The 23,260-nt window shown below is 54.3% G+C and carries 18 protein-coding genes; 4 read left to right on the top strand and 14 right to left on the bottom strand.

What is annotated here, in order from left to right; all coding sequences use genetic code 11:
• Positions 1 to 64 precede the first annotated feature (64 nt).
• The 7 genes from ACFE8Q_RS06775 to ACFE8Q_RS06745 all read right to left on the bottom strand — a co-directional run bounded on the left by ACFE8Q_RS06775 (position 65) and on the right by ACFE8Q_RS06745 (position 8,951).
• Positions 65 to 4,279, bottom strand: coding sequence for a cellulose binding domain-containing protein (locus ACFE8Q_RS06775; RefSeq protein WP_375444613.1), 4,215 nt, complete (start codon positions 4,277 to 4,279; stop codon positions 65 to 67).
• Between the two features lie 112 nt (positions 4,280 to 4,391).
• The gene (locus ACFE8Q_RS06770) at positions 4,392 to 5,063 is read right to left on the bottom strand and encodes an SCO family protein (protein WP_375444612.1); all 672 of its coding nucleotides are present in this window, start codon (positions 5,061 to 5,063) and stop codon (positions 4,392 to 4,394) included.
• Entirely contained in the window at positions 5,032 to 5,646 is a 615-nt protein-coding gene (locus tag ACFE8Q_RS06765; RefSeq protein ID WP_375444611.1) for a toxin-antitoxin system YwqK family antitoxin, read from the bottom strand. The genes ACFE8Q_RS06770 and ACFE8Q_RS06765 overlap by 32 nt, the downstream gene beginning before the upstream one ends.
• Positions 5,603 to 7,039: a YHYH protein gene (locus ACFE8Q_RS06760; RefSeq protein WP_375444610.1), complete on the bottom strand. Its 1,437-nt coding sequence runs from the start codon at positions 7,037 to 7,039 to the stop codon at positions 5,603 to 5,605. Before ACFE8Q_RS06760 ends, ACFE8Q_RS06765 begins: the two co-directional genes overlap by 44 nt.
• Positions 7,018 to 7,341, bottom strand: coding sequence for a hypothetical protein (locus ACFE8Q_RS06755; RefSeq protein WP_375444609.1), 324 nt, complete (start codon positions 7,339 to 7,341; stop codon positions 7,018 to 7,020). Before ACFE8Q_RS06755 ends, ACFE8Q_RS06760 begins: the two co-directional genes overlap by 22 nt.
• Before the next feature lie 31 nt (positions 7,342 to 7,372).
• Positions 7,373 to 7,963 (bottom strand): RNA polymerase sigma factor, encoded by a 591-nt coding sequence (locus ACFE8Q_RS06750; RefSeq protein WP_375444608.1) that lies wholly within the window; start codon positions 7,961 to 7,963, stop codon positions 7,373 to 7,375.
• 40 nt (positions 7,964 to 8,003) lie between these two features.
• Positions 8,004 to 8,951 (bottom strand): threonine/serine dehydratase, encoded by a 948-nt coding sequence (locus ACFE8Q_RS06745; protein WP_375444607.1) that lies wholly within the window; start codon positions 8,949 to 8,951, stop codon positions 8,004 to 8,006.
• Positions 8,952 to 9,160: 209 nt separating this feature from the next.
• Between ACFE8Q_RS06745 and zwf the strand changes: the two genes are divergently transcribed.
• Together zwf and pgl are read left to right on the top strand one after the other, a co-directional pair.
• Positions 9,161 to 10,669 (top strand): glucose-6-phosphate dehydrogenase, encoded by a 1,509-nt coding sequence (gene zwf / locus ACFE8Q_RS06740; protein ID WP_375444606.1) that lies wholly within the window; start codon positions 9,161 to 9,163, stop codon positions 10,667 to 10,669.
• Positions 10,670 to 10,777: 108 nt separating this feature from the next.
• Positions 10,778 to 11,497, top strand: a complete 720-nt coding sequence (gene pgl, locus ACFE8Q_RS06735; protein ID WP_375444605.1) for a 6-phosphogluconolactonase — start codon at positions 10,778 to 10,780, stop codon at positions 11,495 to 11,497.
• Between the two features lie 103 nt (positions 11,498 to 11,600).
• On the opposite strand, the gene ACFE8Q_RS06730 is transcribed toward pgl, so the two are convergent.
• On the bottom strand, positions 11,601 to 12,227 hold the full coding sequence (locus ACFE8Q_RS06730) for a CAP domain-containing protein (RefSeq protein ID WP_375444604.1): 627 nt from the start codon (positions 12,225 to 12,227) through the stop codon (positions 11,601 to 11,603).
• A 247-nt stretch (positions 12,228 to 12,474) separates the two neighbouring features.
• On the opposite strand from ACFE8Q_RS06730, the gene ACFE8Q_RS06725 reads away from it, so the two are divergent.
• Positions 12,475 to 13,839: a M24 family metallopeptidase gene (locus ACFE8Q_RS06725; protein ID WP_375444603.1), complete on the top strand. Its 1,365-nt coding sequence runs from the start codon at positions 12,475 to 12,477 to the stop codon at positions 13,837 to 13,839.
• A gap of 156 nt (positions 13,840 to 13,995) precedes the next feature.
• Entirely contained in the window at positions 13,996 to 15,396 is a 1,401-nt protein-coding gene (gene fumC / locus ACFE8Q_RS06720) for a class II fumarate hydratase (protein ID WP_375444602.1), read from the top strand.
• Positions 15,397 to 15,516: 120 nt separating this feature from the next.
• Here the strand turns inward: fumC and ACFE8Q_RS06715 are convergent, their stop codons facing one another.
• The 6 genes from ACFE8Q_RS06715 to ACFE8Q_RS06690 all read right to left on the bottom strand — a co-directional run bounded on the left by ACFE8Q_RS06715 (position 15,517) and on the right by ACFE8Q_RS06690 (position 23,184).
• The gene (locus ACFE8Q_RS06715; RefSeq protein ID WP_375444601.1) at positions 15,517 to 15,711 is read right to left on the bottom strand and encodes a hypothetical protein; all 195 of its coding nucleotides are present in this window, start codon (positions 15,709 to 15,711) and stop codon (positions 15,517 to 15,519) included.
• A gap of 19 nt (positions 15,712 to 15,730) precedes the next feature.
• Positions 15,731 to 15,925: a membrane protein insertion efficiency factor YidD gene (gene yidD / locus ACFE8Q_RS06710; RefSeq protein ID WP_375445142.1), complete on the bottom strand. Its 195-nt coding sequence runs from the start codon at positions 15,923 to 15,925 to the stop codon at positions 15,731 to 15,733.
• A 316-nt stretch (positions 15,926 to 16,241) separates the two neighbouring features.
• Complete coding sequence (locus ACFE8Q_RS06705) at positions 16,242 to 16,721, bottom strand: hypothetical protein (protein ID WP_375444600.1); 480 nt, start codon at positions 16,719 to 16,721, stop codon at positions 16,242 to 16,244.
• A gap of 11 nt (positions 16,722 to 16,732) precedes the next feature.
• Entirely contained in the window at positions 16,733 to 19,123 is a 2,391-nt protein-coding gene (locus ACFE8Q_RS06700; RefSeq protein ID WP_375444599.1) for a hypothetical protein, read from the bottom strand.
• Positions 19,124 to 19,125: 2 nt separating this feature from the next.
• Positions 19,126 to 20,316 (bottom strand): DUF4249 domain-containing protein, encoded by a 1,191-nt coding sequence (locus tag ACFE8Q_RS06695; protein ID WP_375444598.1) that lies wholly within the window; start codon positions 20,314 to 20,316, stop codon positions 19,126 to 19,128.
• A gap of 99 nt (positions 20,317 to 20,415) precedes the next feature.
• The gene (locus ACFE8Q_RS06690; protein ID WP_375444597.1) at positions 20,416 to 23,184 is read right to left on the bottom strand and encodes a TonB-dependent receptor domain-containing protein; all 2,769 of its coding nucleotides are present in this window, start codon (positions 23,182 to 23,184) and stop codon (positions 20,416 to 20,418) included.
• Positions 23,185 to 23,260: the final 76 nt, after the last annotated feature.

The following is a 23,260-nucleotide window of genomic DNA, read 5'->3' as shown; positions in this document are numbered from 1 at the left end:
ACGGCATCACAAAAAAGGGCCTCTGGATATCCAGAGGCCCTTTTTTGTGTAAAATAAGCTCCGCCTAGTGCCGGATGATCTTTACTGTCTTGACCTGCGTTGGTGTGTTGACGCGCAGTAGGAGTAGACCGGCTGGCTGGTTGCCCAGTTTAAAAATCTGGCGATCTACAGCAGCAGCCTGATCAACGTGCTGTTCCACTACGGTACGGCCACTCAAATCGGTCAGCGTATACTGGAGCGGCTGCCCGAGGGCTCCCGTAACTTCGACCAGCGCGTCGCCCTGCACGGGGTTACCCAGCAGGTGTACACTCAGCTCAGGCAGTACCTCGGCCTCGGTAGCCCGGCGACCGTTGGCTCCCGGCTCTGTGCCCCACACCCGTTCGTTACCTACGTATACAACCACCCGGCCGTTTTCGCTCAGGTTTTCGGGCCGCTCCTGATATGAATAGTCATTGGCCTGATTAAAGCGGCTGTAGTCGGCCTTGCTGATACGATAACGGATAAGCCCTGTGTTACTCAGAGGGGCAAACTGGCCCAGGTTAGTGAAGCTCAATTCCAGGTACGTATCCGCGTTGGTCAGGGGCGTATTTAGCCGGACAATCTGTGTCCGCACGTTAGACGTACCCAGTTCTGCATAGTCCAGCTCAACGTTCAGGGGCTGATTACCCTCAGCGGTGAAGTAGTAGCGAACTTTCACGTCATTGTAGTTCACAGGTACGTTACCTTCATTCTGCAGTTGCAGATACGTGCTGATCTGGTTGGCCGACGGACCATTTTTGCTTTCGGTGAGGGCCCGAATCTGGCGTACAGGCGTTACTGATCCTGGCTCCTGACCCGCAACAAGCACGCCATTGTAATAGGCAGTAATGCGGGGATTGACCACCAACTGGTCGCGCACAGTGGCGTATGAGTAATCGTCCAGTTCATTGAGCCTTGAGTAATTGGCTTTCGTGATGTAGCTCTGGATAGCGCCTGTGTTGGCACCTGGTGCCAGGCTACCGGCTCCCTGGGTGAAGCTGTATTCCACATAGCCAAATGCGCCCTGGCGAGGTTGAGCCAATGGGACATAACGCATCATGACGTTTGAAGAACCCAATTGAGCATACGTTACCGACAGGTTTGGCTGTTGGGTCAAATCTTCAAGAGTCAGGTAATAACGTAGGGTCAGCGCAGAGAGTGGTAACGCCTCGCTCCCCTGATTCACGACTTGTAGCAAGGGCTGGATGGCGTTGTTATCAGCGTAATTATCTACGTCGCGGTGCAATACCTGTAGCTGAATGGATGTCACTGTCACGCTAACGGTAGTCGATGTGGTTTGGCTGCGGGGCAGCGTTGCATCGCCTGCGATGATCGTGAAGGTCTGCACACCAGCCGGAAGGTTCGACACCGTGGCCGTATTACCGTTTGGCGTAATGGTACCCGGCCCGCTGAAGGTGTAGCTATAGGGCGTAGTGCCACCCGATACAGTTGCCGAAAGCGTTGTGATACCCGTGGCCAGCAACTGCGAAGGAGTAGCGTAGGCGGTAATTGACAACGAAGTCGCCAGGGTGAACCGGGCAACACTTGGGTCGTGGTCACTGTCGGGGTTGGTAAATTCGGCGTTGATATGAACCACATCGTACTGATCCAGTTTGCTGAGCAGGTTATTGCTCACCAGGATGTGGTCGATCGTTTGTGAGTTGCCTTCAAAATTGTAGGTATACCGCTCATTGGCCGGCAACGTTTCGATCAAAGCGTTTAATGGAGCGCCTTTCAAAATGTTGACTGGTGCCGAGAATTCGAAGTCGTTCAGATCACCCAGCGTAATTACATTGGCGTTGGGGTCGATGGCCAGAATGCTCTGAATAAAGTTGCGAACAACCGTGGCCTGATCGCGACGTTGCGGCTCGCTGAAAAGCGTAGCAGGCTGATTGACGCCGTACAGAATATCATCAGGAATTTTTGAGCTGAAGTGGTTCCCGATGATAAATACCTTCTGTCCGTTGAACATGAATTCACCGGCCAGTGGCTTGCGGCTGTTACTGGCCGGACCTGAGCCATCGTTATTGGCAAAAGCGGGGTTCGTCGGGTCAACCCGGCCAGGGCTGAATGACAACTGCGGTACCCCATTCACGTTATTAACTGTTGTGGCGGCCGTTGATGTACCTCCGGGACGATCGACGAACGTAACACGGGCTGGATTGAACAGGAAGCCAACCCGGATATTACCACCTGCCTGACCACCATCCTGATCATCGACCGGGTTGATTTGACGATACTGGTATGTTGGGCCACCAGCGCTGGTAATTGCGTTTATCAGCAGGGTAAACGTGGTGCTGGCATCTACTACCGCATCGTTCGTTGCGCCGTTGTTATCCTGAATTTCTTCCAGCAACAAAATATCGGGCGATTTCAGGTTGACTGTAATCCGGCTGGCCAGGTTGCTGAACTTAGAGCCAGGGTCGCTGGGGGCCAGGTTTTCTACGTTAAAGGTCGAAACCGTTAACTGGCTGGCTGTAGCTCCCAGCGAGGTCACTTCTTTGGTTAAGCTATTCGAGACCACCGTTGGAATCGACGTTAGCAGTACTTCAAAGTTGTCGGCTACCCAGTTGACAATACCTGTAGCCGTGCCCAACTGCGCGCCGACGTTGACCGACGGTGTCAGGAAACCGTTGCTTGGCGGATTCAGGACCGTATCGTCAAGCTGGATGCGCTCGGGGTTGAAATCGTTGGCACTCACGATAACGCCGCCGCGCGACGACTTGATCGTCGCATTAGCCCCGTTATCGGCAACGACCCAAAGTTCACCGGCAGCAGCACCCGACTGGGCCGTTGGACTGACAGCCAACGGATTATTGATCTGAACCAGCATGGCTTCCAGGCTTTCGTAGAAGTCGATGCCATCAGTAGCCGGATCAAACGCCAGGCCACCCGTTTCAACGTTGCCGGTCTGATCTTCAATGATTGTGTTTGGAATCGCCCGGCCACCGTTGCCGAGTACCGTTGCGGCGGGTAACGGATTACCGGTCGAGACGGAAAAGACGGTTGGCGTTTGAATCTGGGTAACGGTCAGGTTGTTGGTGCCTGCGCTGCCACCCGAGCGGAATTCAGCGATGGTACCGCTCACCAGAACCGACGTACCTACGGCAACGGCAGGGGCAGTGCTGGTAAAGACGAAAATACCTTCCGACGTACGATCATCGACGTCGGGGTTCGGGTCCTGCATGTAGAAGCCGTTGGTACGCAGCCCCGTTACGATACCAGGTACGTTGTTAACGGTCTGCCCAACTAGCGGAGAGATGTGGGCGGCACCCTGAATGTCGTGAATGCGCTGGCTGGGCGTAACCTCATCGTCGGCGATGATGCCCGTGGCCGATGCCGAACCGATGCTGTAGGCCGCGTTGGCTGTAACCGTCAGGATAATGGTTTCGTTGGCGTCAATAACGGCGTCGTCAACAGGCGTGAGCGTAATTGTAACCGACGACTGTCCGGCGGGAATCGTCGCTACGCCGCTCAGCGCGGGCGTATAATCGGTTCCATTGGTAGCCGTACCGCCTACCGTATAGTTGACGGTAAGGTCGGCGGTGGTGATGCCTGAACGCGAAAGGGTGAAAACGATGGGGTCTGTACCTGCTTCTGCCCCGTTGGCATCGGTGGCTACGATCGAAACCGACGGCAGCGAAGGGCCTGTACCACAGTTGGCTGTGTGGGCGCCCAGTCCATCGAAAGTGTCATTGGCATACCCATCCCACTGCACGCTCGGATCGAATACATCATTGGGGTTGACGTCGCCGCTGCAAAAGGCGGCTTTCCGGCGAATGGTATTGTCGGCCGTTGAAACGAGGCCGGTGCCCCACTCGGTACCCGGATCGAAACCTACCTGGCCGATGGCGTCAACTACGGTGCCCGATGCGCCACCTTTTCGCAGGATAATCGCGTCATCGCCGTTGTAAAACGAAGCCCCGCTGGTCTGATTGGCTTTAGCCAGAATGGTTGCGGTTGCAGTTGAAGCAGCTAGTACGTAGGTTGCTCCGGGGGCAATGGTGCCGGTAAGGTTGACACTGGTAGCGGCTGTAACAGCCCCGTTGAAGTACATCTGAATGAGGTACTGCCCGGCTGCCAGATCGATTGTCGCGCTGGTGCCGTTGTAGATTTCAAGGGCTTTGTTATTGCTGCTTCCCTCGATGTATTCCGAGAAAAACAAGTCTGTGGGCGCTTGGGCGTTTACCCAGGTTGGCGTCATGCAGAACATGAGTAGCCCAAGCCAGGCGTAGAAAGCCCGCTGTAGAGATGAAGTCATGAAAAGTTGGTATAAGTTTTTCATGACAAAGCTACTATATCTAGTATGTATATAGTGTTAGCTGATTATTAAGTTATGACTGGTGAACAACGTACCTGAGCGTACTTGTTTGTTAATCAGGCAGTAAGGCCCTGATGTCCAGAATCAGCTTGTCGATTTCCAACGGCTGGGTGCCGTTGTAGACCCCACGAATCCGGCGATTCTGGTCTACAAGGATCAGGTGTTCGGTATGCAAAAACTCGGTGGAGTCTTTCGTGAACCCGATGGCGTCTTCGGCGAAGTAGGATTTTCGGGCCAGCTCATAAATCTGCCCGCGTTGCCCCGTCAGCAAATGCCACTTTCCCGAAATAACGCCTTTACTGGCGGCGTAGCGGTGAAGACGGGGTACTGAGTCGAGCCAGGGGGTGACGCTGAATGACAGTAACGCCACCCGGTTGTCGGCTTGAAAGGTATCCTGGACGGCTTTGAGCAGGCTGGTCATTTTCGGACAAACCGTTGGACAGGCTGTAAAGAAAAAATTGGCAATGTAGAGTTTACCCGCTACTGTTTTTTGCGTTATCTCCTGGTTTTCCTGATTACGAAACGAAAAGTCTGCGATATGGTGAGTGATTTTCTGATCTACTTCCGCTGGGTTAGTAAGCCAGACCGGCGTGAAATCGGGCGTATTATAATACGGCACTGCTTCGGCCGCCGACGTACCTGACGATGGCTCGTGGCAGGCGATCAGGCCCGCCACCGATGCCGCAATCAGGCTAGTGCGAAACAGTGATTGAATCCCAGACATTGACACAGTTTTTAACACCGGTGAACCCATAGTTCCGGCCGTTGCGGGCCTCATAATTAACTTTCAGACTGCCATTGTCGAACCATTGGCGTTGGCGTCCGTTTTCCTGCCCTTCGTGGTAGTTCCCGTCCAGCGCCGGTTTGCCATTTGCATACCATTCTTTTCGTGAGCCTTCGTAGACATCATTTTTGAAGTGATACACGAAGGCCGGTTTACCCGACTCGTGCCAGCCGTGCTGCTCGCCTTGCTGCCAGCCGGCATGAAAGTGGCGTGCTTCTTTTAACCCGCCTGATGCATACCACTGTCGGTGAATGCCTTCGGCTTTTCCGGCCAGATAACCACCGCAGAAAAGCGTGTCGCCCGCTGGCGTTGGCTGAAACTGCCAGCCACTAAACAGGGTATCATTCAGCCAGAGGTTGCCTGAGCGTTGCTGCCAGCCAGGTACGTCAACAGAAACGTATCTGGCTGGAATAGCCGTTGGTGCCTGCTTTTCGGGCTGGCAACCAGCGCAGAGAGCAAGAAGCAGCCAGTGATAAAGGCTATTGCGTAATGGTGCCCGCTTTGCCATAAAATCCGCTGCCATTCAGGTATGGGTCTTCGGCGGTGATGTGGTAATGATAGATGCCGTTTGGGTAATCGGCCGTAACGCTGGTGTGGCCGTGGTACTTGTCCAGATCGGTATTGGTAATGGTTTTACCGTTTTCTGTTGGCCCATAAACCGGGAACCCGTCGAGCAGGAAACCCAGCAGAGCATCTTTCCCTTTGGCTTTTGTCAGGTACGTCGGCTCAACATGGTAATGATATTGCCCCTGCTGCTGCGGGTGACCGGCATACTGGTCAAACCCGTTGATCTCATTGGTCAATACGGCCCGCTGGGCGGCATACTGATTAAAAAAGGCAACCCCGTTAAGCGCTACGCCAATGGCACCGAGGGGCGTTTCAGCATGGGCAGCATCGACGGCCGGATTCATCGGAATTTTAAATGTGAGCGTAAACTCGCTGATCCGGTTTGGGTTCACAGCGTATTTCGTGTTGGTGCCGTTATAGGCTTCATACAGCGTGCTTTCCCACTGCGTGCCCTGATAATATGGGCTCTTGTGATCGGGGCGCCCTTTGGTTTTGATCACAATATTGGTGCCTTCCACATAGATGTCGGTTGCGCCGTAAATCTTCTGATAAACAGCCGGCACGCCCGTCCCAACGGTTGTGCTGGTGCTGGTCGTTCCTGATGTCGACGGGGTAACAGCGTCGGTCGATTGTTTGCAGGCCATGAACGTAAGTAGTCCGGCAGTAAGTGCCAGCCCGCTGATAGCTGTGGTGAGTTGGATTCTGGTCATTGTAGTGGTGATTTCTGACTTAGACGACGTTATGAAGGAATTCCTACGGCTGCTAAGGGGCATTTTCAGGTGGGCCTTCCATCCGACGTACCGGCGGGCCATCCATGTCTGGACCTGGCGGCCCGTCAGCAGCGCCCGGCGGTCTGCCCTGACCGGGCCGGGCCGGGCCGGGCGCTGCTGACGGCCAAACAGGCGACTCAACTCGCTAACCAGGCGGTTGAAAGCGGCCTGCTGGTCAGGTCGGCAGAGGCGTTTTATTTCCTCGAAATGAGCGAAGTTCAACTGGGCCTGTTCGCGTTGGTTTTGCGCAATCTGCTGGCTGAGCAAATTGGCCCGCGCCGTATCTGGCTGATCGGCTTCCAGCAACCCGTAATACGCCCGGAACAGCTCGACAGATTGCCTGGATAATGCCCGTGTCTGGTCCTGATGCGCGTTGATGAGTTGCGCATACTGCTGCTGTTGAAGCGAATCGAACTGGAGCCGCTCGATAATCACAGTCGACGGTTCACCACCGCCCGGTGGCCCATTCTGCCCCGGACCACGGCGTCCGGCGGGGCGTAGCACCAGGTAACCGATGGTCAGCAGATTAAGCAGCAACAGGCCAATAACGGCCACGGTCAGTAGTTTTGTCCGCTCCATACATCATACAGTTGAGTGGTGGCCGGGTACAGATGCATGTCGATGATGACGGTATTCAGCTCGGTGCCGGTTGCGGAATTCTGCCCGGCTATACCGGCAATAAGCTGCCAGTTCAGCAGCGCCAATACCGCAAACGAAGCTGCCGCCAGCCAGACCAGCCGGGCGGGTACATAAGCTGGTGATGAACTGTCTGACAGCCGATTACGAATCCTGGCGAAGAGAAACGGGCTGGGCTCAGTCCGGTTTAACCCATCCAGGCTACCAAGTACATCGTTGATCCATTTATCTTTTTCGGGTTCCATAGGTAGTTAGACGACAGACGGTGTGGTTTTCCTACGGCCTGCTGGCTTTATACCAGTCGGCCAGTTGCTTTTTTAACGTTGCGTTGGCGCGTTGAAGCAGTGACTCCACTGCCCCCACAGTAATAACCATAACCGCCGCCGCCTCCACATTGCTTAATCCCTCCACGCGGGTAAGAATGTAGGCGGTTTTCTGTTTGTCGGCGAGCTTGTCGACAGCCTGAAAAAGAATCCGGGCGTTCTCCTGATTTTCGAGCAAAACGCCCGGATGATCTGCGTCGGCGGGGTCATGCTCGATAGCACCTGTTTGCGCATTGAACAGGCTCGTCAGGAACGCAAATCGTTTCTGCCGTTGCTGATGTTTCAGGAAATCGAGTGATTTATTGACGGTAATCCGGTACAGCCAGGTGGTTACGCTGGCTTCCCGGTTGAACGTACCCAGCGACCGAAACGCCTCTATATACACATCCTGCGTAATCTCTTCGGCATCTTCCCGATTACGAACGTACCCAAGGGCAGTGTTGTAGACGCGCCCTTTCGTGAGTTCATACAATTGCTTGAAAGCGGCCTCGTCGCCCTGCCCGATAGCATTCAGTACAAGCAATAGATCGGGATCGCCGGGCATAGAGGGAGAGTAATCAATGAACCGTTGCGGCGGTTCACTGTCAATGAAAATACGCCCCCAAATCTACGTTGCCGCCCGTTAGGATAATACCGATTGTTTGACCGGCAAAGTCATTTTTATACTTAAGTACAACGGCAAGTGGTACTGCACAGGATGGTTCGATAATGATTTTCATACGCTCCCAAACCAGTCGTTGCGCCGCCCGAATCTCGGTATCACTGGCGAGCTTGATCTCCGTAACATACTGGCGGATGTAGCTTAGGGTACGGTCGCTGAGCGTAGCCATCAGCCCGTCGGCGATTGTCTGGATATAGGGCGCTTTTTCAACACGACCACTTTTGAACGATAGAATCGCATCGGCAGCTCCTTCGGGCTCGGCTCCAACCACGCGCGTTGTGGGCGACAATAAATGCGTAGCCAGCGCTGTTCCGCTGATGAGTCCGCCACCACCAACAGGGGCTACGATCACGTCGAAGGGGCTACCCGTAGGATTATCGGCAATGAGTTCGATGGTAGCGGTGCTTTGACCAGCAATGACATGATCATCATCGTACGGGTGAATTAGGGTGGCTCCTGTACGGGCAATAACCTCGGCAACGGTGGCTTCGCGGGCCGCGAGTGTGGGCTCGCATTCGATGACAGTGGCGCCATAGCCACGAACAGCGTCTTTTTTCACCTGCGGCGCTGTGACTGGCATCACCACGTAGGCGGGTATGCCAAGCTGCCGGGCGGCAAACGCCACCGCCTGCCCATGATTCCCCGATGAGTGCGTGGCTATGCCGCTCGTGCGCTCGTGGTCAGTCAGTTGAAGGGCCGCATTCATGCCACCACGCGCTTTGAATGCCCCGATTTTCTGGAAATTCTCGCACTTGAATACGATCGTTGCATCAGCCATCTGATCGATGGTCTGGTTGGTGAGGCAAGGCGTACGGTGGATGTAGGGGCGGATGCGGTCGTGGGCGTCGCGCAGGGTTTGCAGACTTAGCATTGGGAGAATAGGTTGTGTTTCCGGTTCAAATCTAACAAATTGCCCCCCGAATGGCGTTTTAGCTGAACAACTGCTTTTTAGGAACAGGTCTTTCGACAGGATTTACAAGATTCCTAGTCAATAGGTCTGCACAGCCTAAAATCCTGTTCATCTTGTAAATCCTGTCAATAATTTTTTGGTCTGCTTAAACGCCGCATTACTATACAACCATGACATCTAGTGTAACTCCAACGCGGCCACCGGCAACGTTACTTTTTATTTTTGGTGGCAGTGGCGACCTGAACTTCCGCAAGCTCACGCCCGCGCTCTACAACCTGTTTCTGGATGGCTACATGCCCGACCAGTTTGAGGTGGTTGGTATTGGTCGAAGTGCGTATACGGACGAGAGTTTCCGCGAACGGCTGCTTGAAGGAATCAACGAATTTTCGCGCCGGAAGAACGGTCCTGAAAATCAATGGGCCACGTTTTCTCCCCGCCTGAGCTACCTGCAAATGGATGGCGGCGATGCCGCCGCCTATCACCTGATTGGTGATCGGGTGTGCGAGCGCGAGGCCGAATGGGGTGGACCGGCCAACGTTATTTTTTACATGTCGGTGGCACCTCAACTGGTGCCGGGTATTGCCACGAACCTGAGCCAACTGGATTTTTGCGGCGATAAAAACCGAGTTCGAATTGTGGTGGAAAAACCGTTTGGTCATGATCTGCAAAGCGCACGCGAGCTGAATGCGCTCTTGCTGAGCCACTTCGCTGAAGAGCAGATTTACCGGATCGACCATTACCTCGGTAAGGAAACCGTACAGAATCTCCTGGCCCTCCGGTTCGCCAATACGCTGTTCGAGCCGCTCTGGAATCACAACTATGTGGAGTATGTCCAGTTGACGGCTGCCGAAACCGTAGGGCTTGAAGGGCGCGGGGGTTACTACGAACAGTCGGGTGCCCTGCGTGATATGATCCAGAACCACCTGCTGCAATTGCTGTGCATGGTGGCTATGGAACCACCTACTTCGTTTCAGGCGGATGAGATTCGGAACAAGAAAGTAGACGTGCTTCGGGCCATGCGCCGGATTGCCCCCGACCAGGTCGATCAGATTGCCGTTCGGGGTCAGTACGGGGATGGTGAAAAAGATGGGAAGCCGACACCGGCGTACCGGCATGAAGAGGGCGTAAAGCCGGAGTCGATGACTGAAACATTCGCTGCCGTTACGTTCTTCTGCGACAACTGGCGGTGGGAGGGAACGCCTTTCTACGTTCGTACGGGTAAGCACCTGGCCGAAAAATCGTCGGTCATTACCGTGCAGTTCCGGCCAGCTCCGCACTACGCCTTTCCGGGCGAAGCCGCCAAAACCTGGCAGCATAACTGCCTTATTATCAGCATTCAGCCCGATATGAACATCCGGCTGCGGTTCCAGGCCAAACGCCCCGGCCAAACGCTGGCGCTGGACCCGGTCGAGATGGAATTCAATTACAACACCTCGTTCACCGAGCAGCAACCCGAAGCCTACGAAACGCTACTGCTCGATGTAATGGCGGGCGACGCCACGCTGTTCATGCGTGCCGATCAGGTCGACGAAGCCTGGCAGATCGTGATGCCCATTCTCGATCATTGGGCCGCCGAATCTGAACCCGCTGCCATGCCAACCTACGTACCTGGCTCTTGGGGGCCTGATCAATCGACGGAGATGATTGAAAAAGCTGGATTTAGCTGGTTGAACGAATAAACGGATTTGGGATGTCGGATTTGGGATATGCTCCGCTTTCTCAGCGCCGTGTCGTTTACATAAGCAGCGTAAATCTCAAACCCGACATCGCAATTGCCACAAACTAGTATGAAAATCATCACTACTGAAAATCCCGCCGACCTGGCCCAACAGGCGGCTGAGTGGATAACTGATTATGCCGAGCTAATCCTGCAGCAGCGTGAGCGATTTACGATTGCCCTGTCGGGAGGGAGTACGCCAAAAGCGTTGCACGAATTGCTGGCACAGCCGCCCCTCCGCGACCGGATCGACTGGAGCCGGGTGCATGTGTTCTGGGGCGACGAGCGGTTTGTGCCGTTGACCGACGAGCGAAACAATGCCCGTATGGCCTACGACACGCTGCTTGACCACGTACCTGTGCCCGCCGCCCAGATTCACATAATGAAGACCGACCTGCCACCCGACGCGTCAATGGCGGAATACGAGCAAACGCTGCACCACTATTTCGACGGACATGCCTACACCTTTGACCTGGTGCTGCTGGGCATGGGCGACGATGGGCACACACTTTCCCTCTTTCCCGGAACGGCGGTTGTCAACGAAGAGCAAGCCTGGACCAAAGCGTATTTCCTGACCCAGCAGGATATGTTTCGCCTCACGCTGACGGCTCCGGTAGTGAACAGGGCAGCAGCGGTGCTGTTTCTGGTGGCCGGTGCCAACAAGGCCGATGCGCTCCATGAAGTGCTGCATGGCACCTATCAGCCCGCCAAGTATCCCTCGCAACGCATCAAACCAGATACCGACGAGTTCGTCTGGTTTATCGACAAGGCCGCAGCCGCGAAACTGTGAAAAGGTGATTCGCCACAGCGCCACGGCGGTCCACAGACAACACAGAGTTCGATTCAAACTCTATGTTGTCTGTGGACCGCCGTGGCGCTGTGGCGAACCCGCGTTACCGTTGTGTGCCGAAGTCGTTGACCCAGTAATACTTATACGTACTTGTTGCACTGTAGGCATACCCAACGCCAACTTCTTTGAAGGCGGGATTCATGATATTGGCGCAGTGGCCGGGCGATGCCAGCCAGCCATCAACGACCGAACGGGCTGTGGTGTAGCCAGCAGCAATATTCTCACCGGCAGTACGCCAGATATAGCCTTCCCGCGTCATCCGATCCCAGGGCTGCGAACCGTCGCGGCCGGTGTGGCTAAAATAGTTGTAGGTCGCCAGATCAACCGCAAATTTATCCGCTGCTGTGTTCAACTTTGTGTTCAGGGCCAAAGCCGGGGCGGGGGCGTAGGTGGTTGTGCCGCAAAGGCATGACTTTGAGCGGGCCGCATTCAGGTACATTAGAATCTCCTGCTGCAACGCCACCGAGGCCTCGCGGGCTCCCGATGGCTTCACTGCCATCAGCCCCGTTACAACCCCCGACGAGGTAGCCGTGGCCCCTTCGGTACGAATGCTTGTCGATGAAGTAGCCACCGGCGTTTGCTCCTGAGCCGTCTTCACGACGTCGTCCGACTGGCAGGCAGCCAGTCCAAAGAGGGCGATAAAAAGCCCGAAGCTATAAGACTTTTTCATGTATAGATGATTATGTTTTCAAGTGAAAACGTGCAAAAACAATGCCTGGTACATGCCATAAGTCAATGAATAGCTGAGAAACGGTCACCAATCAGTGTATCCTTCTGGTTTTGAGTAGTATACATAAATATTAAAATTTTTAATTTGCCAGTAAGTTGGTGACATGTGGTTTGGGTTGTCATAAGGCCAAAAGTGGAGAAAACGCCGTTCTGCCTTATCTTGCCTTCATCGACTCACTATCACCTATATGCGCTCAGTTCTATTCCTGCTTTGCTGCCTGCTTGCTACATCCTGCCTGTATGCCCAATCTGTTGGTACATCGGCTTCGTCGCTGATTCTTTCGGAACGGGATCGGGCCAAACTGATTGACGATGTGCTGGAAGACCGGTTCACCAACCTGCTTCCCCAACTTATGCGCCGCGAGGGCATCGATATGTGGGTGATCATCTCGCGCGAATACAACGAAGACCCCGTTCTGAAAACGATGTTGCCGTCGACCTGGCTCTCGGCCCGTCGACGGACAATCATGGTCTTTTTTGACCGGGGCGAAAAAGAAGGTGTGGAGAAACTTGCCATTGCCCGCTACGACGTAGGTACGTTGCTAAAAGGCGCGTGGGATATCGATGTGCGGCCCAACCAGTGGGACGCGCTGGCGGCCGTTATTGCGGAACGGAAGCCGAAAAAGATTGGCCTGAACCGATCGGCCAACTACGCCCATGCCGACGGCCTGACGGCCACGGAGCAGAATGAATTTCTCGAAAAACTGCCCGCTGACTTCCAGAAACGTATTGTATCGGCCGAGAAGCTGGCCGTTGGCTGGCTGGAGACACGTACCCAGAAAGAGATGGCCGTCTACCCGATGATCTGCCGGTTGTCGCACCAGATCATTCAGGAAGGTTTATCCGAGCAGGTTATTCAGCCCGGCGTCACCACCACCGACGATGTGGTGTGGTGGTTCCGGCAGCGCATCACCAACCTGGGTCTCGACACCTGGTTTCACCCCACCGTCGATGTGCAACGTGCCGATTCGAATGACTTCAACCACCTGCGAACCTTCTCGAAACGACCCGACAAAGAGGTGATTCAGGCGGGCGATCTGCTCCATGTCGACTTTGGAATAACGTACCTGCGGCTCAATACCGATCAGCAGCAACATGCTTATGTACTGCGCCCCGGCGAAACCAATGTACCTGAGAGTATTCGAATCGCTTTTCAGAAAGGCAACCGGTTGCAGGATATCCTGACGGAGCAGTTTACGGCGGGAAAATCGGGGAACCAACTCTTGCTGGCGGCGCTGGCTCAAGCTGAGAAAGAAGGGATCAAGGGCACGATCTACTCGCATCCGATTGGTGTGCACGGCCATGCCGCCGGTCCAACCATTGGCCTGTGGGATCAGCAAAAAGGCGTTCCCGGACCCGGCGATTACCCACTACAGGCCAACACGGCCTATTCAATTGAGCTGAATGCCGCCGTGGAGATTCCCGAATGGAAGAAAATGGTGCGCATCATGCTCGAAGAAGATGGTTTTTTCGACGGCCAGACATTTCGCTACATCGACGGTCGCCAAACCGAGATTTACACCATTCCCCGCACACTTGGGTACGTTCGGTAGCTGCTACTTTATAAGTAAAAGCAGATTCGTTGCAACCCTTTTTGCCTGCACACTACCTTTGCGGTGTATAACGCGCGACAGACTGACACGTCAACCAGAACCCTAATGCTCGCACTGGTCGCTCTGTCACGCATTCACTCTTTCACTCGTTAGTAAATGGAGTTCCGGATAGAAAAAGACACGATGGGCCAGGTACAGGTACCGGCCAATGTGTATTGGGGCGCGCAGACGCAGCGTTCAATCGAAAATTTTAAAATTGCGCAGGATATCAACCGCATGCCGCGCGAAATTATCCGGGCGTTTGCCGTGCTGAAAAAAGCCGCCGCCCTGACCAACCTTGACGCGGGCGTGCTGCCGCAGGAAAAATGCGATTTGATTGGCCGGGTATGCGACGAAATTCTAGCGGGCGAACTCGCCGATCAGTTTCCGCTGGTGGTGTGGCAAACGGGCTCGGGTACGCAGAGCAACATGAATGTCAACGAGGTAGTGGCCTACCGCGCTCACGTGCTCAACGGTGGCTCACTGATGGATGAGAAGAAAGCCATTCACCCCAACGATGACGTCAACAAGTCGCAGAGCAGCAACGATACCTTCCCCACGGCCATGCACATTGCGGCCTATCAGGCGCTGGTGGAGGTGACGATTCCGGGCATCAAAAAGCTACGCGATACCCTCGACGCCAAGGCGAAAGAGTTTATGCACGTGGTGAAAATCGGACGTACCCACTTCATGGACGCCACCCCGTTGACGGTAGGGCAGGAGTTTTCCGGGTACGTGTCGCAGCTTGATCACGGGTTGCGGGCGATCAACAATTCGCTGGCCCACCTGAGCGAACTGGCCCTGGGCGGAACCGCCGTTGGAACGGGCATCAACACGCCACCGAATTACTCGGAAAACGTAGCCAGGCACATCGCCGACCTGACGGGCTTGCCCTTCATAACGGCCGAGAACAAGTTTGAAGCCCTGGCCGCCCACGATGCCATTGTGGAAGCCCACGGCGCACTGAAGACCGTTGCCGCCAGCCTGATGAAGATCGGTAACGACGTCAGGATGCTGTCGAGCGGACCGCGCGCGGGTATTGGTGAACTGTTTATTCCTGATAATGAGCCGGGTAGCAGCATCATGCCGGGGAAAGTAAACCCAACGCAGTGCGAGGCCATGACGATGGTAGCAGCGCAGGTGATGGGCAACGACGTGGCGATCAACATTGGCGGCATGAGCGGCCATTTCGAGTTGAACGTGTTCAAGCCGGTGATGATCTACAATTTCCTGCACTCGGCCCGGCTCATCGGCGATGTGTGTGTTTCGTTCAACGACAAGTGCGCCGAAGGCATACGCCCCATCGAAGCGAATATCGAGAAGCACGTGCAGAATTCGCTGATGCTGGTGACGGCGCTAAACACCAAAATTGGCTATTACAAAGCGGCCGAAATTGCGCAGACAGCCCATAAAAATGGCTCAACGCTGAAAGAAACCGCCGTGTCGCTCGGCTACCTCACCCCCGACGAATTCGACCAGTGGGTAGTCCCCGGCGATATGGTGGGTGAGGTGAAATAGAGCTAGTTACCTTTCAGCCAAAGGAGCCGGTCTGTTTAAAGAGACTCCTTTGGCTGAAAGTATTATCTTGTTCAATGTTGCAACTGATGAAAATTAGCTGATTTATTAGCAAACCAAACGTCAATCCTCCTTTTTAGCGTAGATAGCTAGGTACGTTATAGTTGGTTGCCCAATGCCCAGACAGCCAGGCTGGCTGACTTGAAATACAGAATGAAGTTCAAATCCTTCTTTAGAACGCGCCGTAAATCTGTTTGCCAAATCTGGTAACGCCTTGTTCGCAAATTGTGCCCCGATTGGTTCGATAAAGTACTTCATAGTGTATGTAGTTTATAAATTAAGGAATATCTGTGCCACCTAATCCTGGTTTACAGCGTTTAAGCCTGTTTATTGTGAGACTAAGCCCAGTGTAAAAGCCATGTTTTCGGAACGCTAACTCTGCGTAACGTGAACAACTTGGCTCATATACGCAGCGTTGACCTAGACGAGGTGAGATTCGTAATCTGTACCACCTAAGTAGTTTGTTTATCATGACAAGCCAGAGCGGCCCCCTAATTGGCGGAAGCTTATCGACCTCCTTATCCATAAAAGTCGTACCAGTCAATGCTCTTAAAATTCCTGGAGCAAGCGAAGGGTCAACGTTTAATTCAACTTCGATTCCATTCACTTCCACAGTGTGTGGCTTATTTATCAAATCCATTAGTCCATATTATCTATTTGTAAATGTATAGGAGTTGTACTTATGTTGACCTAGGTCCTAAGCCGATGTTATTAAGCGTGACTTTTTTTAAGCCAAGCGCATAGACAATGATTATTTTGGGGAGTAAACCTGCCGAGTCAGGTACATACTAGTAATTCCAGCGTAGGCCTGCTGCGGTGAAATTAACGTCGTTAAGGTTCTGGCCGATGACTTTTAGCTGGAGCGTCATCGTTTTGGAAGAGCGAAGTTGCCGGATGAGCCGCTGTGCATCGTCGAAAAAGAGCAGATTTCCCCGCCCGTTGGCCGCTGCCGACAAGGCATAGGTGACGGGCTTACCAGCGTCGAACCGGATCAGCGCCTTGCCACCCTGAAAACTGGGCGCCAGCAGTCCTTTTGAAACGGACAGATAAGCGGTTGTTGTTCCGCTCCGGGAACGGATTGTCAGCGTTACCACTGATCCACCAGCATAGGGGTAGGGCAACTGAAGCAGATTCGTTGCGTTCAGGCTGGCTTTGTAGGTCGTGCCGGTCGACGGCTCAGCTGTTTCCTGGTACTGCCAGCCCGTAGTCTGTACAGCAGGGCCGTTGAACGTAAGGAAAAAGCCCAAAAGACAGGTAGATAAGTGCATGGGTAGGTACGTTATTTCAGGGCACCCGTTACCGTGATCGCCTGCTGTGTGGTAGTGAATCGACCATCGGGGGTGAGGGCATGGACCACAATTAAGTAGCGGCCTTCCTGGTCGGAGGTGTAAAAGCTAAGATTGATCCTGCCTTGCTGGTTGCTGGTCACATTTGGGTTCCAATAGAGCAGGCTCCGAAAATCGGCGAGGCGGCTGGCCAACTGTTCGGGCGTGGCGTAGCTGGGTGCGTAAAAATCGCGCCGCGCCTGTAGGCCGTCATACTCCAGAACCACCGCATGAGGGTCGAGCTGGAAACCGGCCAGATCAGCCTTGTAAGTTTTAAAACTGATGATGCCCGAAAGCGTGGCGTAGCCCAGCAAATAGCGTTTCGTGACCACATCCAGCGATTTTATCTTCAACGGACTGAACGCCATCAGCCGGTCGACGTCGTAAACCGGGACGCCGTCGATCAGAATCAACGGGTCGTTATCGAACGGTTTGCGATACGGCATATTGCTCACGATTAACTTGAAATGGCCGTTTTGCCGCCGCACCAGCACGCCGGGTACGTATTCGCTCAGCACTTCTTCCAGCACCGTAAACCGCGTGTAGGTATCCAGAAAATAACGCTCATCAGGTTTGCCGTAGAAGGTGGTGCTGTCGATGACCGACGTTGTAGCCGGGTTGGCGTAGGCATTGAAATAGCTGTTCTGCACCTGCATGGCCAGGCTACGGGCCTGCATCGATTCGCTCACCGTGTTGGCCAGATCAAGTACCACCGGGCGAATAGACACTGCCGTTTCTGTGTAGGGAGTCAGAATCTCGACACGATGCAGGCTATCGCCCGCGCCCGTTTGCAGCACTATGTCATTGGTTCCGTAAAAATTGACCAGTTCAAACCGGACCAGCCCTTTAGCATCGGAGCGCGAACTGTACAGTCGGATCGATTTGCTTGGTATAGCCAGGTACGTAGGTACGTCTCCCGCCGGTACGCCTGTAAGCGCATCGGTGACCCGCCCCAGCACCACATGTCCCCGATGTTCGGGTTCCTGGCTGACGTCCGGGGGGGAAGAATGCACTACAGTTTCCCAGCGAAACCGCCGCCAGCCCTGCGTCAGCAACAGATTGTCGAGGGCTGCGTCGGCTTCGGGGCCGGTCTGGTTAAGGTAGTAGCCGGGCGACTCCACGGTGCCCCTCAGATCGGAGGTTAGCCAGAGATAATCAGGCAGTGTCGGACCCTCATCGGTCTGTAATGAGTCGATTTTAAAGACAGAAACAGACGCATTCGCCAGCAATGGCGACCCGGACGGGCTACTGGCTGTGAGGGCGATCTGCACGTTGTCGCGGGTGGCATACCGGTCTTTGCCGGGCATAATCTGGAGGGTAAGGCCCGGTTGTGGCCGTTTGCCAACCAGCCGTTCGCAGACGGGTTGCCCGGCGTCGTCGAAGATGGTCAGGTGCGAAATGCCGTCATTCAGCTTACTTCTGGCGACCAGAAACTCCGCCTTGTTACCAATAACCGGTTGCCCTTCAGCCACCTTCACAACCTGCCGGGTATGACCGATCAAATAGACCGTAGCCGCCGTGGACTTGTTTGTGTAAACGGCAACACGTAGCTGTCCGGCACCGGCCTCGGTAACGTTCATCGTGTACCCGTTTTCGTCGATCGTTGGTAGCGCTTGCGTAAACGAACGGCCCTGTTTATCAAGGAGTACCACCCGGTAGCGCGCACTGGCCGACGGCGTAAAAGCGAACGTACCCATGCCAAATTTCAGTGAGCTGAACCGGGCTACCGTATCATTAGCCGATCCCAGCAGGGCACCCCGGCAATCGACGCCCCGCCCGGTTCGTTGATTTACCACTTTAAAGGCTACGTTGGCGGGTAAGCCCGTGACCAGATGACCGCCTTCGGGAAAAAATTGCGTGTCGTAGGCCAGTGAATCAGAGGGCAGAGGTAAGCCCAGTTTACGGAACGAGTTGACAATCGTGATGGGCTTCTCGAATAAATAGTCCCGGCCAGTGGCTTTCATCCACTTCGTATACGCCCGAACGACGTAATTGCCTGATAACAAGGCAGTTGGTAGGTAAATAGAACCTGCGCCCCGACTACTGTCGAGGGCTACTTTGGTCTGTACCACGGCTTTCTGGTCTTTATCCAGCAGTTCGAGGTAAGCGATTTTACTCACATCGAGCGGGCGGTGGAACGTACCGTCGACGCAGAAGAGGCTGAACCAGAGCCGTTCACCGGCGATGTAAAACGACCGGTCGGTATGAACAAACAGTTTCTCCTGTAGCGTCTGATTCCGGTACGCGTCGAGCTGTTGTTGAAGACGCGGCAACACGGGTTGCTGGGCAACGCTATACTGCGCAATAAGCAGGAGCGCACAACTCCATCGAAAGGCGTTTTTCATGGTTATTGGGGCCAGAACGAGGGTCTTGTGGTGGTGCCAATATCCCGGCAATCGGCGCAGTGTGTACCCGTGGCCAGGTACTGAGAGCCGGGCTTCAACTCCTTGATGGCAACGTACCCACCACCCTGACCTAAATAGGCGCTAAGTGGCTGAGGGGGTACGCCCGGCGTAGGAATCGTGTCCAGCTTACAATTTTCGTAACCCGTTTGGAGCAGATTAAACGACAACTCAAGGGGACGGTCGATGAACACACGTATCTGCTCGGTGGTATATCCGTCCAGGAAGCCCAGCACAGGCTCGGTCGGGTTGGTCAGGCTGTGCAGATTACCGCCAACCTGCGACGGTAGCGGATCGAACAGGCCGCCAAGTTGTTCGGTTGTTTTTTGCAGGTTCTCCCAATACGCATACGCTTCCTGCGACTGGGCGTATTGCTTCACCATCAGGCTGTATTTGATCCATAGTTTGGGCGAACTGCCGGGAATGAACAGCAGCGGAGCCCGTTGCAGCACATCGTCGGTGAGCCGGGCCGACGTACCCAGCAGAATAGCCGTGGAGCTTTGGGTGCGCCAGCAGTGATTAACGGGCGGGCTCGTTCGCATCACCACTTTACTGTTCACAAAATCGAACTGCGACTCATAGGGCGTCCGGATTTCAAACGTATCCTCGTATTCCCAGCGGTAGTAGCGGGTCTTGTTGGCTGGGTCGTGGGTATTTACGTATATCTGTAACCCATCGTTTCTCACCGCCCAGTTGAGACTGTCAATTTTGGGCGTCTGTTTGATCGTGATCGGGTCAGACAGGTATTCACCACCGACCTGCGTTTTAATACGTACCCGGTACGATTTTCCGATGGGTAGCGTCGTGGCGGTCAGCGTATACGTACCTGCTGCGCTTTCCACAAACGGGAAGGTCTCGCCCGTGCCACCTTCTACCTGAATGGTAGCCCGAGCCTCGGCGGCTGGTTTGGTGGTGTTGCCCAGGTTTTGGGTCCGCGAAAGCTTGATGACGCTGTTACCCGTGCCGCCGTTCAAGAATCCATCCACAACCAGATACTGGTTTGGGGCTTCGATCTGTGACGGGCGATAGGGGTCAACGCAACTGCCAATCATCAGAAGCAGGAGGGCATAAGCGGCTAATTTTGTCCAGTTCTTCATCACACGTTGTTGTTCATGGTCATCAGGCCTCGCTGTCATTAGGTGGTCATTGATGGTCATTAGAGTAATTTGTGGTTTTCGAGGAATGCCAATCAATGACCACCTAATGACTATGAATGACCACTTAATGACATTTCATCAAAATCTGAAATTATACGTCAGCGTTGGAATGGGTTGACCAAAAATAGATAACTGATAACCACGAATCGCTCCATTGGCCGAGTTGAAATAAACCGAATACGGGTTACGGCGACCCGTCAGGTTGTAAACACCCACCGTCCAGGAGCTGTGCGCCAGCTTTTTGATCTTGTGATTACCTTCAATATTGAGCGAAAGATCGGTGCGGAAATAGTCGGGAATGCGGTACTGATTGCGCTCGGAGTAGAACACCCGCTCGGCTCCGCCCAGCACATACTTGGCCAGCGGCAGGGTAATGGGCCGTCCGGTGCTGTAGGTAGCGTTGAACGAGATACTAAACCGCCGGTTGACCTTGTAATTGCCAATCAGCGTGACGTCGTGTGGTTTATCGTAGCTGCTGGGATAAAAATCGCCATTGTTCACTACGTCGGCCGCGAACGTGCCGGTTGTCCGAAGCAACGAACGGGCGTAGGTGTAGCTCACCCAGCCGTTGAGTTTACCTGTCAGCTTTTTCACCATCAGCTCCACGCCATACGCTACGCCTTCGGCGCGTACTACATCCGTTTCGAGATGGTGATTCAGCAGGAGGGTGGCACCACTCTTGTAATCCAATTGGTTGGTCAGCGTGCGGTAATAGCCTTCCAGCGACAGTTCAATGGTGTTGGCCCGCAGGTTTTTGTAAACACCCACCGAAAACTGATCACCCAATTGCGGCTGAATGTACGAATCGCTCAGTTTGTAAATGTCGAGCGGAGAAACCGCCACCGTGTTCGATAACATGTTCAGGTATTGCCGCATCCGGTTATAACTCGCTTTCACCGACAGATCATCGGTAATGGCGTACCGTAACCCAACCCGGTATTCGGGTCCCTGATACGTTTTTACCACGCTGCCAGCCCCGTACGAAACCGTATCGCGGATGCTTGCCTCCGTCCGCGATACGCCAGGTGCGTATCCATACACCTGACTGGGACCGAGGTTCATGAAGAGCGAATACCGCAACCCCACGTTGAGCGATAGCCGCGACGACAGGTCGAACCGGTCGCCAATATAAATGGCCGATTCGACGCCCTGCTCGGCAGGCACCACATTGGGCGCGATGAGCGAAGCCGCACCGCTGGGCTGTATGTTGCCGGGTTTCAGATTGTAGAATGTACTGCCAATGCCAAAGTCAATCGTGTGTTGGGCGTTGGGGTAATAATTGAAATCGACCTTTGCGGCGCTCTGGCGAATATCGAAGTCGAATTTAAACGCGTCGGTCGGGTTGTTGTCGCTCGACACAGCGTACTGATACCGGCTATACGTACCTGTCAGCACGCCGTAGAGTTTGCTGCTGAAAATATGCTTCCACTTCAGGGCGGCCACCTGGTTCTGGTACGTATACAGGCTGTCGCTGTTTAGCTTGAACTGATCGCGGCTGGTGTAGGCAGTCAGGTAAAACGTGTTCTTTTCATTGGCTTCGTGGGTCAGGTGCAGGTTCAGATCATAAAACGACGCTTTGCTATTCTGGTAGGCCGCACTGGTCAGTTGTTTCAGCAGCCAATCCGAGTAGGTGGAACGTACCCCGATCAGGAACGACGTTTTCTCGGAGAAAAGCGGCCCTTCGAGCGTTAATCGCCCGGTCAATGGCCCGATTCCGCCCGAACCAACCAGTTTCTTCTTGTTGCCATCCCGCGTGCTCACATCCAGCACCGACGACAGCCGCCCACCAAAACGCGCCGGAATAGCACTTTTATACAAGTCAACCGACTTGATCACGTCGGGGTTGAAAGCTGAGAAAAAACCGAACAGGTGGGATGGATTATAGATCACGGCGTCGTTGAACAGAATCAGGTTCTGCCCGGCCGTACCACCCCGCACGTTGAACCCGACCGTGCCTTCGCCCACCGATTTAACGCCGGGTAACGTCAGCACCACCCGGATCAGGTCAGCCTCGCCCAGCACGGTCGGCACCTGCTTGATCGTGCGAATGTCGAGCCGTTCCGAGCCCATTTGCAGCCCCGCCACGTTGGCATCTTTCTTAGCCCCGACAATGATTTCCCGAAGCGGCACCACTTCCTCGTCCATCTCGATATCCAGCTTCCCATCACCATAGAGCATAATCTGGCGTTTGGTATCCTTCATGCCGATGCTTTTGATCTTCAATTCGTGCCGACCACGAGGCAGCGAAATGGAGTATGAACCGTACTGATCGGTGAGTACGCCGATGCGCGGTTTTTCGATCAGGACATACACGCCAATGGCTGGCTCGCCGGTGGTGGTGCTGCGAATCCGGCCGGCGAGCGTGGCGTTTCCCGTCCGGTTATTCCCGCCCCGCGAGCCAATTTCAAACAGTTTGGTTTCGAGTGAAAGCCGGGTTTTTTCGCGGGCGGCGCCGTAGTCGATACTGGCGGTATCGTCGGTTGTGTTGCCGGGGCCGCGTTCAAAAAAGCCAATGGGCAGTTCAGTGCGGATCGCCTGGCTGGCCGTTACAAAAACGCGGTTCCGGGTGTCGATAGAGTACCGTAGCTGAGTACCAGCAAACACCTGATCGAGGACGTACCCAAGTGGTTTGTCGCTGACCTGAAGCTGTATCCGAAGACTGTCTACATCGGTCGGTTTGTAGTAGAACCGGTAGTCGGTGCGGGCTTCGATGGCTTCCGTAAACTGCCTGAAAGACAGTGTATTGAAGTTGTCGGAAATGGTTCCGTTTCTGTTGTTCTGACCGAAACCAAGCTGCGTAATACACACACCCAGCAGGAGAAAAAGCGTACGGTAGAAAATCGTCATAACGTTTGTGGGTAATGCTGGATAATAGCGGCCGAACGTTGGCGGGCAGCGACTGTTGCGTTGATGTCCACTCGCC

It is taken from the genome of uncultured Fibrella sp. (genome assembly GCF_964250085.1).
Taxonomy (GTDB): Bacteria; Bacteroidota; Bacteroidia; order Cytophagales; family Spirosomataceae; genus Fibrella.
Note: the sequence above shows the minus strand (reverse complement) of the source record. Positions and strands in the feature narration are given on the sequence as shown.